The organism is Mangrovibacter sp. MFB070, from assembly GCF_000705335.1.
GTDB classification, from domain to species: domain Bacteria; phylum Pseudomonadota; class Gammaproteobacteria; order Enterobacterales; family Enterobacteriaceae; genus Mangrovibacter; species Mangrovibacter plantisponsor.
In genome coordinates, this window is record NZ_JJMI01000002.1 from 19,815 (window position 1) to 31,808 (window position 11,994).

At 53.7% G+C, this 11,994-nt stretch carries 13 protein-coding genes; 2 read left to right on the forward strand and 11 right to left on the reverse strand.

Annotated features, from left to right (window positions below; genetic code table 11):
• Positions 1 to 53: 53 nt before the first annotated feature.
• The 10 genes from DT73_RS00585 to cysD all read right to left on the reverse strand — a co-directional run bounded on the left by DT73_RS00585 (position 54) and on the right by cysD (position 7,491).
• The gene (locus tag DT73_RS00585) at positions 54 to 680 is read right to left on the reverse strand and encodes a protein-L-isoaspartate(D-aspartate) O-methyltransferase (protein ID WP_036102516.1); all 627 of its coding nucleotides are present in this window, start codon (positions 678 to 680) and stop codon (positions 54 to 56) included.
• Entirely contained in the window at positions 674 to 1,435 is a 762-nt protein-coding gene (gene surE, locus DT73_RS00590) for a 5'/3'-nucleotidase SurE (protein ID WP_036102519.1), read from the reverse strand. The genes DT73_RS00585 and surE overlap by 7 nt, the downstream gene beginning before the upstream one ends.
• Complete coding sequence (gene truD / locus DT73_RS00595) at positions 1,416 to 2,456, reverse strand: tRNA pseudouridine(13) synthase TruD (RefSeq protein ID WP_152552464.1); 1,041 nt, start codon at positions 2,454 to 2,456, stop codon at positions 1,416 to 1,418. Before truD ends, surE begins: the two co-directional genes overlap by 20 nt.
• An 8-nt stretch (positions 2,457 to 2,464) precedes the next feature.
• Positions 2,465 to 2,944, reverse strand: a complete 480-nt coding sequence (gene ispF, locus DT73_RS00600; RefSeq protein ID WP_036102523.1) for a 2-C-methyl-D-erythritol 2,4-cyclodiphosphate synthase — start codon at positions 2,942 to 2,944, stop codon at positions 2,465 to 2,467.
• Positions 2,944 to 3,654 carry a 2-C-methyl-D-erythritol 4-phosphate cytidylyltransferase gene (ispD, locus tag DT73_RS00605; RefSeq protein ID WP_036102526.1) on the reverse strand — a complete coding sequence of 237 codons (711 nt, stop codon included), beginning with the start codon at positions 3,652 to 3,654 and terminating at the stop codon, positions 2,944 to 2,946. The genes ispF and ispD overlap by 1 nt, the downstream gene beginning before the upstream one ends.
• Before the next feature lie 20 nt (positions 3,655 to 3,674).
• The gene (gene ftsB / locus DT73_RS00610; protein WP_036102529.1) at positions 3,675 to 3,989 is read right to left on the reverse strand and encodes a cell division protein FtsB; all 315 of its coding nucleotides are present in this window, start codon (positions 3,987 to 3,989) and stop codon (positions 3,675 to 3,677) included.
• Between the two features lie 164 nt (positions 3,990 to 4,153).
• Positions 4,154 to 4,486, reverse strand: a complete 333-nt coding sequence (locus DT73_RS00615) for a DUF3561 family protein (protein ID WP_036102532.1) — start codon at positions 4,484 to 4,486, stop codon at positions 4,154 to 4,156.
• Between the two features lie 57 nt (positions 4,487 to 4,543).
• Complete coding sequence (gene cysC / locus DT73_RS00620; RefSeq protein WP_036102534.1) at positions 4,544 to 5,149, reverse strand: adenylyl-sulfate kinase; 606 nt, start codon at positions 5,147 to 5,149, stop codon at positions 4,544 to 4,546.
• The gene (gene cysN, locus DT73_RS00625; RefSeq protein ID WP_036102537.1) at positions 5,149 to 6,573 is read right to left on the reverse strand and encodes a sulfate adenylyltransferase subunit CysN; all 1,425 of its coding nucleotides are present in this window, start codon (positions 6,571 to 6,573) and stop codon (positions 5,149 to 5,151) included. The genes cysC and cysN overlap by 1 nt, the downstream gene beginning before the upstream one ends.
• Before the next feature lie 9 nt (positions 6,574 to 6,582).
• Positions 6,583 to 7,491, reverse strand: coding sequence for a sulfate adenylyltransferase subunit CysD (gene cysD, locus DT73_RS00630; protein WP_036102540.1), 909 nt, complete (start codon positions 7,489 to 7,491; stop codon positions 6,583 to 6,585).
• A 442-nt stretch (positions 7,492 to 7,933) separates the two neighbouring features.
• Between cysD and DT73_RS00635 the strand changes: the two genes are divergently transcribed.
• Both DT73_RS00635 and DT73_RS00640 read left to right on the forward strand, forming a co-directional pair.
• A complete protein-coding gene (locus DT73_RS00635; protein ID WP_036102542.1) occupies positions 7,934 to 9,001 on the forward strand; it encodes an aminopeptidase in 1,068 nt (355 codons plus the stop codon).
• A 109-nt stretch (positions 9,002 to 9,110) separates the two neighbouring features.
• Positions 9,111 to 11,216, forward strand: a complete 2,106-nt coding sequence (locus DT73_RS00640; protein WP_072006882.1) for a heparinase II/III family protein — start codon at positions 9,111 to 9,113, stop codon at positions 11,214 to 11,216.
• A 50-nt stretch (positions 11,217 to 11,266) separates the two neighbouring features.
• On the opposite strand, the gene DT73_RS00645 is transcribed toward DT73_RS00640, so the two are convergent.
• Positions 11,267 to 11,962, reverse strand: coding sequence for a FadR/GntR family transcriptional regulator (locus DT73_RS00645; RefSeq protein ID WP_036102544.1), 696 nt, complete (start codon positions 11,960 to 11,962; stop codon positions 11,267 to 11,269).
• Between the last annotated feature and the right edge of the window lie 32 nt (positions 11,963 to 11,994).

Here is an 11,994-nt window from a genome sequence, read left to right on the forward strand (position 1 = left end):
CCTGCCTTACAATACGCCCGCCCCGTGCAAAAAATACGGGGAAAAATCTGGATTCAGGACAGTTCGCCTTTTACCAGCGGTACAAAGCGTACTGCTTCTATTGTTTCGATAACAAAATCTGCACCCCGGCGACGAACCCGCTTAAGCAGTTGTTGTTCATCGCCTACCGGCAAAACCAGTACGCCACCTTCATCTAACTGGGAAAGCAACGCTACAGGTATTTCTGGTGGCGCGGCGGTCACGATAATGGCATCAAAAGGTGCTCGTGCACGCCAACCCTGCCAGCCATCGCCATGTCGTGTTGAAACATTATGTAAATCAAGTTGTTTCAGGCGACGCCTGGCATGCCACTGTAAGCTTTTAATGCGCTCAACGGAACAAACATGCTGCACCAGATGCGCCAGAATAGCTGTTTGATACCCGGAGCCTGTTCCCACTTCCAGCACGCGGGACTCTGGCGACAGCTCCAGCAACTCTGTCATGCGGGCAACCATATAAGGTTGCGAAATAGTCTGACCGGAACCAATAGGTAAAGCAACGTTCTCCCAGGCTTTGTGTTCAAACGCTTCATCGACAAATTTCTCCCTGGGTACGCTGGCTATAGCGTCGAGCACATGCTCATCGCTGATACCCTGCATACGCAACTGCTTAAGAAGAGTTTGTACGCGATTGCTTACCATTGGTTCTCCACTCCTGCCCGGGATAACCACCCGGAAACAACATCATGCGCGTTGTAAGCCGTTAAATCCACCTGTAACGGCGTGACAGAAACGTAGCCTGCATCCACAGCCGCGAAATCAGTATCCGGCCCGGCATCGCATTTTTCCCCCGGCGGCCCAATCCAGTAAACCGGGTTACCACGCGGGTCTTGCTGAGCAATGACCTGGTCTGCCGGATGGCGGCTACCACAACGGGTAATACGTATACCTTTTATCTGTTCAATGGGTAAGTCAGGCACATTAATATTCAGGATCCGGCTGGTGCGCAGCGGTTCTTGTGTCAACGCGCGCAGAATCGCGCAGGTGACTTTTGCTGCCGTTTCATAATGAGTCAGCCCATTGAGCGAAACAGCCAGTGCCGGGAACCCCAAATGGCGCCCTTCCATAGCAGCCGCAACCGTCCCCGAATAAATGACATCATCGCCCAGGTTCGGCCCGGCATTGATGCCGGAAACCACGATATCCGGGCGTGGGCGCATCAGCGCATTCACCCCCAGATAAACACAGTCAGTTGGTGTGCCCATTTGTACAGCAATGTCACCACCAGGTAAATTCAGCGCCCGGAGTGGGGTTTCCAGAGTGAGAGAGTTGGATGCCCCACTCCGGTTGCGGTCAGGAGCAACAACCTGAACAGTGGCAAATTCCCGTAGTGCTTTAGCCAGTGTCTGGATCCCCGACGCGTGAACGCCATCGTCATTACTCAGCAATATGCGCATAGTCATCAGGTTGGTTAATCAGTTCCCTTACAACACTGGTGGCAAAACTTCCGGCAGGGAGCCAGAAAGTCAGGGCGACAGTGACCTCATCCCACCAGTCCCAGTGTAATTCTTTAGGAAACAGTAAAATAGCACGGCGGGCGGCATCAACACGCTCCTGAACTAACAGCGCCTGTAAATCCGGCTCACAGGCAATTGCAGCCTGTTCCGCCGCCAGCGCACTCCCCTGCGTGCCCCAGTCCCCACGGCCAGGCAAGGTGGCGGTAATCCACAAATCGCCATCATTCACCCGCTGCTGTAAAGCTGGTAACTCTTCCGCCGTAGCCACAAACCAGCTTCCGCTCCCCGCTAATTGTAGCGCGTCTCCTTCAACAACCTGATTAAATTCTGGTTTTTTCAGACGTTCGCTGGCTACCTGATTAAATAACGCACTGCGGGCTGCTGACAAGGCAAAACTGCGTTTATTTCGGTCACGGGGTGGAGTTTGCTGGCTGAACCAGCGGCGCGCCATTTCCAGGTTGCTGCCATTAATGCCGAAACGCTGAGTGCCGAAGTAATTAGGCACACCGGTTTGCTGAATGGCCTGCAGGCGTGTTTCGACATCCTCACGATTAGTAACATTTCGCAATACTACCCGGAAGTGATTACCTTTGAGATAACCGGTGCGCAGTTTACGGCGATGGCGGCTGGCTTCGAGCACCGTACACCCTTCCAGCTCAAAGGCGCGCAAATCCGGCATCGTTTTGCCTGGCAGACGGACGCAGAACCACTGCTCTGCAACAGCATGCTTATCCTTTTGCCCGGCAAAACTCACTTCACGCCCATGTACTTTGAGGAATTTAGCCAGTGCATCCGCAACAAAGCGCGTATTGCAGCCCTCTTTGCGAATACGCACTAACAGGTGTTCGCCGTCGCCATCTGGCGCAAACCCCAGGTCTTCAATAACCACGAAGTCTTCCGGGCTGGCTTTTAACGTACCGCTGCCCGCAGGTTCACCATAACGCCAGCACAGTGGAGCCATTATCTCACTCATTTTTCTGCCCTGATTAACAATGCCACCGCTTCACAGGCAATGCCTTCACCACGGCCAGTAAAACCCAGTTTTTCTGTGGTGGTGGCTTTCACGTTAACGTCATCCATGTGGCACCCCAGGTCTTCCGCAATAAACACCCGCATTTGTGGAATATGGGGAGCCATTTTGGGGGCCTGCGCTATCAAAGTGATATCCACATTACCTAAAGCAAAGCCTTTGGCCTGAATACGCCGCCAGGCTTCACGCAACAATGCGCGGCTGTCTGCACCTTTAAATGCCGGGTCGGTGTCGGGGAATAATTTGCCGATATCACCCAGTGCAGCTGCACCAAGCAGGGCATCCGTCAGCGCGTGTAATGCCACGTCGCCGTCGGAATGCGCCAGTAAACCTTTTTCATAGGGAATGCGAACGCCGCCAATAATAATTGGGCCTTCGCCGCCGAACGCGTGCACGTCAAAGCCGTGTCCAATCCGCATCAGGTATTCTCCGTAGGGGTTAAGCGAGATAGATAAAAAGCTGCCAGGCTGAGGTCTTCCGGGCGGGTAACCTTGATGTTATCAGCCCGGCCATCCACCAGTTCAGGATGGTAACCGCAATATTCCAGCGCAGAGGCTTCGTCAGTGATAGCCGCCCCTTCTCGCAGGGCGCGCTGCAGACTATTGCGTAACAGCTCAAGAGGGAAAAGTTGGGGTGTGAGCGCATGCCAGAGCGCCTGGCGCTCAACAGTATGTGCAATAACCTGCTGCCCGGGTTCTGCGCGTTTCATGGTATCGCGCACCGGAGCCGCCAGAATACCACCTACCTGGCTGGTCTGTGTCAGAGCCAGTAAGCGGTTAAGATCATCGGGGTGAAGACAAGGGCGCGCGGCGTCATGCACCAGTGCCCAGCCAGCATTCCCGGCGGCATTCAACCCTGCCAGCACTGAATCAGCTCGCTGGCCGCCGCCACAAACCACTTCGATTTGCGGGTGGCTGGCAAGGGGCAAATGTTTAAACCACTGGTCTGCGGGGCTGATAGCGATAATGGCTTTTGAGACCCAGGGGTGCTGTAACACGCAGTCAACAGCGTGCTCCAGAATCGTCTTGTGGCCGATACGAAGGTATTGTTTGGGACATTCTGCCTGCATCCGGCTGCCGATACCCGCAGCCGGCACCACGGCAATGACATCCGGGAAGGAAACTGCCATGTGTAGTAGAACCTGAGTGGTTATTGATTATTTGGTCGTGACATGTTCCCGTTACGTTTAGACGCATCCGGAACCAGGCGGTAAAATGTTTCGCCGGGTTTAATCATGCTCAGCTCGTTGCGGGCACGCTCTTCAATCGCTTCCTGCCCGCCGTTTAAGTCGTCTATTTCAGCAAACAGCTGGTCGTTTCTTGATTTCAGTTTGGCATTAGTGGCCTGTTGCACCTCGACATCGCTTTTTACACGCGAATAATCGTGCACACCATTTTTTCCGAACCACAGTGAATACTGTAGCCAGACCAGCAAAGCCAATAATAGCAGCGTTAGTTTACCCATTCCGCCCCCTGAAAAACGGCAAACATCATCCCACAACTTGCCGACAGACACCACCGTGTGTCCAGCCTGTAGAGCAGGGAATACGAGTTATTGCCGACGCAGGCGGCAGAATTTACCACAAAACCACCCGGGATGCGCCATTCCTCATTACACACTTTCTCAGATTAGCCCAGCAGCCACATAAATAAACAGCCGAACATAACCATAACAACAAGGCAGGTGAGTGGGCAACTAAGCCAAAGCCGGCCATTCAGCAGTGAGTGAACCGCAATACCGACAACAATGGCGACAGGCATCAGAGCCAAAAAGAAGGGCCAGGTATACAGGAAGAAAAACAGCGTGTTAGAGCCATAAAGCAAAAAAGGAACGGCGAGCGCCAGTAACCAGGCCACAAAACCGATGATACCACCGGGAAGTGACCAGGTACTTTCCGTATTGCTGGCAGGCGGAGGAACCGTATCTGCCCGGGAAACAATTAATTGAGTCGTGTTGCGCATAACCTATCCTGTCTTATGCCTTGCCGGATACCCCAGTGGGTTTTATCCGGCATGGTCTCAGGATTTGATAATATCTTCCCTGCGCAACAGATCTAATAATTGGGCTGTCAAATTTGTTACCAATTGTTGACCGTCGAGGTGGATTTCCGGGGTTTCAGGTGGCTCATATACTGCATCAATTCCGGTGAAATTACGCAGTTCCCCCGCACGCGCTTTTTTATATAACCCTTTCGGGTCCCGGGTTTCACACACCTCAAGCGGGGTATCAACAAATACTTCAATAAACCGCCCTTCCCCCAGGCGCTCGCGTACCATCGCCCGTTCGCTGCGATGTGGGGATATAAATGCCGTCAGCACAACCAAACCGGCGTCTACCATCAGCCGGGCAACTTCTCCCACTCTGCGGATGTTTTCTTTGCGGTCTGCATCGCTAAACCCTAAGTCGCTGCACAAGCCATGGCGCACATTGTCACCATCCAGCAAATAGGTACTGACGCCGAGCTTGCTCAGTGCCACTTCCAGTGCGCCTGCAACTGTGGATTTGCCCGAGCCAGACAGGCCTGTAAACCACAGCACAACACCACGGTGGCCGTGGTGTTGTTCCCGTTGCTCACGCGTAACAACGTGGCTGTGCCAGACGACGTTTTCGTCATGGTCGGCCATTACTTGCCTCCCAACAAATCACGCGCGCCCCAGTGAGGGAAATGGCGGCGAACCAAAGCATTCAGTTCCAGTTCAAAGGCACTATATTCGGATGGCACAGCCTGCTGGCCCAGGGTTTCCACCACCAGCCCGGCGCCCACAGTGACATTGCTCAGGCGATCAATAAATATCATCCCGCCAGTTACCGGGTTTTGCTGGTAGCTGTCCAGCACCAGTGGCTCATCAAAGGTGACTTCGACCAGACCAATGCCATTCAGCGGCAGGCTGGCAACTTCGCGATGGCTGAGGTTATTGATATCCACCTGGTAATCAATTTTGTCGATACGCGCACGGGTTTTCTTGCCAGCGATTTTCACATCGTAGCTGTTACCCACTTCCAGTGGCTGTTCCGCCATCCACACCACATTAAGGCTGGCACGCTGTACCGAAGGCAGCACGGTATCGGCTTCCACCAGTAAATCGCCACGGCTGATGTCAATTTCATCTTCCAACACCAGAGTAATCGCTTCACCGGCAATGGCTTCATCCAGGTCGCCATCAAAGGTCACAATACGGCTGACGGTAGACTCAACACCCGAAGGTAACACTTTGACACGGGCGCCAGGGCGCAGCGTGCCTGATGCCAGGGTGCCTGCATAGCCACGGAAATCCAGATTCGGGCGGTTCACATACTGTACCGGGAAGCGCATTGGCTGGCTGTCCACGACACGTTTAATTTCGACTGTTTCCAGCACTTCGAGCAAAGTAGGGCCCGTGTACCATGGCATTTTGCTGCTTTGTGATGCCACGTTGTCGCCTTCCAGCGCAGACAGCGGGACAAAGCGAATATCCAGTTCACCCGGTAACTGTGCTGCAAAATCCAGGTAAGACTGGCGGATGGACTCAAAAGTTGCTTCGCTGTATTCCATCAAATCCATTTTGTTGACGGCGACAATCAGGTGGCGAATACCCAGCAAAGTGGAAATAAAACTGTGGCGACGCGTCTGGTCCAGCACACCTTTACGGGCGTCTATCAGCAAAATCGCCAGGTCACATGTCGATGCGCCAGTCGCCATATTGCGGGTGTACTGCTCGTGCCCCGGGGTGTCGGCAATAATAAACTTACGTTTTTCCGTCGAGAAATAGCGGTAAGCCACATCAATGGTGATGCCCTGCTCACGCTCAGCCTGTAAACCATCCACCAGCAGTGCCAGGTCCAGTTTTTCGCCCTGAGTGCCATGGCGTTTGCTGTCGTTATGCAAGGAAGACAACTGGTCTTCATAAATCTGACGGGTGTCGTGCAGCAAGCGGCCAATCAGAGTGCTTTTGCCATCATCAACACTGCCGCAGGTTAAGAAACGCAGCAGGCTTTTGTGTTGCTGGGCCTGCAGGTAAGCTTCAACACCGCCCTGGTCTGCAATCTGGCGGGCAATCGTAGTATTCATCATGACTCCTTAGAAATAACCCTGACGTTTTTTGAGCTCCATAGAGCCCGCCTGGTCGCGGTCAATTACACGCCCCTGCCGTTCACTGGTGGTGGACACCAGCATTTCTTCGATAATTTCAGGCAGTGTGGCAGCCGTTGAGTCAACCGCGCCTGTCAGAGGCCAGCATCCGAGAGTACGGAACCGCACCATCCGCTGTTTGATAACTTCACCCGGCTGCAAATCAATCCGGTCATCGTCAATCATCATCAACATGCCGTCACGCTCCAGTACCGGGCGTTCTGCCGCGAGGTAGAGCGGAACAATTTCAATATTTTCCAGGTAGATATACTGCCAGATATCCAGCTCAGTCCAGTTAGACAAGGGGAACACACGAATGCTTTCACCTTTGTTAACCTGGCCATTGTAGTTATGCCACAATTCCGGGCGCTGGTTTTTCGGGTCCCAACGGTGGAAACGGTCACGGAAAGAGTAGATACGCTCTTTAGCACGGGACTTTTCTTCGTCGCGGCGTGCGCCACCAAAAGCGGCGTCAAAACCGTATTTATTCAGTGCCTGCTTCAGACCTTCGGTTTTCATGATATCGGTATGTTTGGCACTGCCGTGAACAAAGGGGTTGATGCCCATTGCCAGGCCTTCCGGGTTACGGTGCACCAGCAATTCAAAACCATATTCTTTTGCTGTGCGATCGCGGAACTCATACATTTCGCGGAATTTCCAGCCGGTATCAACATGTAGCAGAGGAAACGGCAGGGTTCCCGGGAAGAACGCCTTACGAGCCAGGTGCAGCATCACCGATGAATCCTTACCGATAGAATACAGCATGACCGGATTGGCGAATTCAGCAGCCACTTCACGGATAATATGGATGCTTTCCGCTTCCAGTAACCGCAAATGGGTAAGTCGTTTTTGGTCCATAACCCTTCCTTAAGACAGATTCAAGGCGAAAGTACAGGGGCTTTCGTCTGTATTGTGTTGCCAGGTGAATGCAAAAATGCGCCCGACAGGCTGTGTTTCCGGGAGCGCGAGTTTTATACCGCTAAGCTGTATACAGGGTCAGAACGTGATGGTGGGCCTGGGTGCACCAGCCACCAGGGGCAGGAAGATTCCGCAAACGTCAAACGCCAATACAGCCGGGTGATAGAAGGACTATAGGGGTCAGCTAAAAATGAATGAAATGACGAATTGGAATGAGTAGTTCCACAATGGAATAACGCCGCTACGAAATCACAACAAAAAGTGCTCAAAAAAAGGTTTCAGCGCTTTTCAGCACAAATGAAATTGTCACCTGTCATCAACAGTTCCATACTATCTTCGCCAATTGTATGTAAGTTAAATTGAACAGGATAAAGGAACCATTATGCTTTCCGCATTGCGCCATTCAGCGATAGTTATCGCCCTGGGCGTATGCTGCTCGTTTGCTGTCTTCGCCAAAGAGCCTGCTCTGGGTGAAACCGCCAGTTTGCAAGCCCGCCACCTCGCTACCGTTTTTCCAGGCCGTATGACCGGCTCCCCGGCTGAAATGCTTTCGGCTGAGTACCTTCAACAACAATTTCAGCAATGGGGCTACGAAAGTAATGTTCGCCAGTTCCATAGCCGTTATACCTACACCAGCAAAGAAGGGAATAAGACCTGGCAAAATGTCACGGGCAGTACGGTGATTGCCGCCCGGGAAGGTGAACTGCCCGAGCAGATAATTATTATGGCGCACCTGGACACCTATGCCCCACACAGCGACAGTGACAGCGACAATAACCTGGGTGGGCTCACCCTGCAGGGAATGGATGATAATGCTTCCGGGCTGGGTGTAATGCTGGAGCTGGCTCAACGTTTACAGCATGTAAAAACCCGCTATACGCTACGCTTCATCGCCACCAGTGGTGAATACACCAGCCATTCGGGGGCTGAAGATTACCTGTCCCGCATGAGCGCCAAAGAAAAGCGCAACACGCTGTTAGTCATTAACCTCAGTAACCTGATTGTGGGTGAACATATCTACTTTAACAGTGGGAAGAACACGCCGGTTGCCGTGCGTAAACTCACCCGTGACCGGGCACTTAGCCTGGCCCGCCAGCTTGGTATTCGTGCATTAACCAGCCCCGGCCTTTCTTCCGCATGGCCTGAAGGCACCGGCCCGGCGCATGATGCCAGTGTCTTTGATAAAGCAGGTATTCCTGTACTGGCCGTTGAAGCAACGGACTGGTCGCTCGGCCAGCACGACGGGAAACAGCAACGCCCCCGGAGCAAAGCATTCCCGGCGGGAACCAGCCGCCACGATATTACCCGGGATAACCAACAGTACCTGGACCACTGGCTACCCGGCCAGGTTGAAAAGCGCACACGGGCAGTGATGAAAGTGATGCTGCCACTGGTAGAAGATCTGGCAAACCCGCACATTAGTAATACTAATAAAAAGGTAAAAGTGTGAGAAGGGCTGCGAATAACTGAAAAAATGGCACAAGACTGGTAATTAAAATAGACAAACAGGTCATAAGCCTTTTTTAATAGTCATACTATTAAACAAAAGGAATCGTTTTATGACCTGTGAACGCGCATTATTTATTGATTCGCATGACATAGCCAAATGCAGGGATGCGCTCGCACAAGACTCGCTGCTGGGGAAAACTTTGCGCCAATACCAGGCGCAGGCAGCGGCCTGGCTGGCGGCACCCGTGGTTATCCCCGGCCATGGCGAAGGCGGTGGCCCTGAGCATCTTCAGCACAAAACCCATTACCAGATGCTGCACCTGGCAGGCTGGTTATGGCAATTCACCCAGGACCCGGTGTGGCGCGATAAAATCATTGCGGTGCTGTCGGGCTATGCCGATATTTATCCCCACCTTGGTAATGCCACCAGTAAAGATACCAATCCCCCAGGGCGGCTGTTTCACCAAACGCTGAACGAAGATATGTTTTTGCTCTATGCCGCACATGCCTGGTCTTGTGTGCGCGAAAGCACTGCGGCACCAACCCGGGAACACATCGAAAACAATTTGTTACGGCTGATGGCAACCGAGGCCATGGAAACCCACGCGGCCACATTTGATATTGTTCATAACCATGGCATTTGGTCGGTTGCTGCCGTAGGGATCTGTGGGTATGCCCTGAATGATCAGTCACTGGTGGATGCCGCGCTCTATGGCCTTAAGGGCGACAGCCAGAGCGGCGGGTTTCTGGCACAAATCAGCCAGCTTTTTTCCTGCGACGGTTTTTACGTTGAAGGTTTGTACTACCAGCGTTTTGCTCTACGGCCACTACTGATGTTTGCTCAGGCGATTTCCCGTTTTCAGCCAGAACTGAATATTTGGCAATTTGCCGGGGAGCGCATTAAAGCTGCCTGCTATGCCCTGTTTGCCCTGGCCTTCCCGGATGGCACGCTCCCCGCACTCAATGACGCATCCAAAACCATGAACCTGAAAGATGAAGGCGCAGTGTTAGCGGTAAGCCTGTGCCGCCAGCATTATGGGCCAGATGCCAGGTTAGCGGCACTTGCCGCCTGGCAGGGTAAACTCTGGCCTTGTGCTGGTGCCCTGTTGCTGGACCGTGAACAACCAGCCGGGCCATACCCCACCTGGCCTGGCGGCATATGGCGGGATGGCCCACAGGGGGATAAAGGCGGCGTGGGTGTGTTACGCAAGGCGTGCTCTCAAGGCGACCAGACCATGGCTATGTTGTGGTGGGGTGGTCATGGCGACATTCCCGGCATGCACAGTGCCCTGAACCACGGGCATTTTGACGGCCTGCACCTGAGCCTGTTTAACCAGGGCAAGGAAGTGCTGCAGGATTATGGTTTCGGGCGCTGGGTGAATGTCGAGCCTAAGTTTGGCGGGCGGTATATTCCGGAAAACAGCAGCTATTGCAAACAAACTGTGGCCCACAATACCGTGACGGTTGACGGTGGCTGCCAGCACCAGGGCAAGAAGGCACTGGCAACAGGCGACCACGGGGAGACCCACTTCTACCAGGATAACCATGCGCTCGGTTCGGGCATGAGCGCCATTGCCCGGCACTACTGGCCAGATGTAACCCAACAGCGCACGGTGTTGCTACTCACCCTGCCCGCCTGCCCCCGCCCGGTGCTGGTAGACCTGTTTCGCCTGCAAAGCCCGACACCACACCAGTATGATTACTGCCTGCATCTGAACGGGCAGCGTATTGCCAGCAACATTACACTGCACAGCAAGCCGCAACTGGCACCTCTGGGTACCGAACACGGCTACCAGCATTTGTGGGACTGCGCCAGAGGGGTAATTCCTGCCGGGGAACATAGCCAGGTTAGCTGGCTGGATGGCGGCACCTACTACACCGCCACCACGGCCATGCCAGCGGGTGGCGAGCTGATAATCGCCCGCACGGGTGCCAGTGACCCGGATAATAACCTGCGTTCAGAGCCGTGCTGGATTTGGCGCACCCATGCCAGCAATACACTGTTCGCCACAGTGCTGGAAAACCACGGTGAGTTTGATGAAGCGAGCGAATATTCGGTGGATGCCCGGGGGAAAGTCTGCCGGGTTGATATCTGTGAAGACAGCGCCTGTCGTACCCAGTTGCAGGTAACCTTTACTGATGGCAGTTCTGCCCTGGTGACGGTAGACAACCGGCCGGGTTCCGGCGGGTTTGATGCCCAACTGCTGGCAGGCTGAAAACCGGGTGAACCGGTTCCGGCACCCCCCGGGCACCGGTTCACCTCCCGTTACAGGCGGTGCTTTTTCGCATTCATCAGCGCGAGTGAAGCCTGATACGCGGCTTCACCATCTGCCATCATAATCGCTTTATAAATCTGGTGATGTTCAGCAAGGCACATGCCACCATCCCGGGAAGAATGGCTGATAAACCATTTAAATACCGTAGTCAGCAAGTTTCCGAACGGCAGATAAAAACAGTTACCGGATGCCTGGAAAATCAGGCTGTGAAAACGCGTGTCCACTTCCACCCACTCTTCCGGGGTAAAATCACGGGCACGCTGGCAGAGTTCATCATAAACACGGGACAACTCAATACGCTGTTCAGTAGTGGCATTTTCCGCAGCAAGCCTGGTAGCATGGGGTTCAATCACCCGGCGGAAATCCAGGAACTGGTGGTACATTTCCAGTGTGCCTTCCATACCCGACATCCAGTCCAGTAGTTGTGCATCAAGGATATTCCAGCTGGTTCTGGGACGTACCCGTGTCCCGGTTTTGGGGCGCGATTCAATCAGGCCCTTTGAAGTGAGTTGTTTTAACGCTTCCCGCAGCGCAGTGCGGCTGACACCCAGTTGTTCGCCCAGCTCAACTTCACTGGGTAAAATCGTACCGGGAGGTAATTCGCCAGACAGTATCCGGCGGGCGATATCTCGTGCGATCAGCCCGTCAAGGCCGCGTTGTGTCGTGCTTATGGCGGTAAATTGCATCTGACTCTTATACCTGATTCAGGAAGGGGCGC

What these genes read in the sequence shown, in the direction of transcription:
- cysD (WP_036102540.1), bottom strand. Translation starts at nt 7,491, where the DNA reads ATGGACCAAAAACGACTTACCCATTTGCGGTTACTGGAAGCGGAAAGC.
- ispD (WP_036102526.1), bottom strand. Translation starts at nt 3,654, where the DNA reads ATGGCAGTTTCCTTCCCGGATGTCATTGCCGTGGTGCCGGCTGCGGGT.
- cysN (WP_036102537.1), bottom strand. Translation starts at nt 6,573, where the DNA reads ATGAATACTACGATTGCCCGCCAGATTGCAGACCAGGGCGGTGTTGAA.
- ftsB (WP_036102529.1), bottom strand. Translation starts at nt 3,989, where the DNA reads ATGGGTAAACTAACGCTGCTATTATTGGCTTTGCTGGTCTGGCTACAG.
- surE (WP_036102519.1), bottom strand. Translation starts at nt 1,435, where the DNA reads ATGCGCATATTGCTGAGTAATGACGATGGCGTTCACGCGTCGGGGATC.
- DT73_RS00645 (WP_036102544.1), bottom strand. Translation starts at nt 11,962, where the DNA reads ATGCAATTTACCGCCATAAGCACGACACAACGCGGCCTTGACGGGCTG.
- DT73_RS00640 (WP_072006882.1), top strand. Translation starts at nt 9,111, where the DNA reads ATGACCTGTGAACGCGCATTATTTATTGATTCGCATGACATAGCCAAA.
- truD (WP_152552464.1), bottom strand. Translation starts at nt 2,456, where the DNA reads ATGGCTCCACTGTGCTGGCGTTATGGTGAACCTGCGGGCAGCGGTACG.
- ispF (WP_036102523.1), bottom strand. Translation starts at nt 2,944, where the DNA reads ATGCGGATTGGACACGGCTTTGACGTGCACGCGTTCGGCGGCGAAGGC.
- DT73_RS00635 (WP_036102542.1), top strand. Translation starts at nt 7,934, where the DNA reads ATGCTTTCCGCATTGCGCCATTCAGCGATAGTTATCGCCCTGGGCGTA.
- DT73_RS00615 (WP_036102532.1), bottom strand. Translation starts at nt 4,486, where the DNA reads ATGCGCAACACGACTCAATTAATTGTTTCCCGGGCAGATACGGTTCCT.
- cysC (WP_036102534.1), bottom strand. Translation starts at nt 5,149, where the DNA reads ATGGCCGACCATGACGAAAACGTCGTCTGGCACAGCCACGTTGTTACG.
- DT73_RS00585 (WP_036102516.1), bottom strand. Translation starts at nt 680, where the DNA reads ATGGTAAGCAATCGCGTACAAACTCTTCTTAAGCAGTTGCGTATGCAG.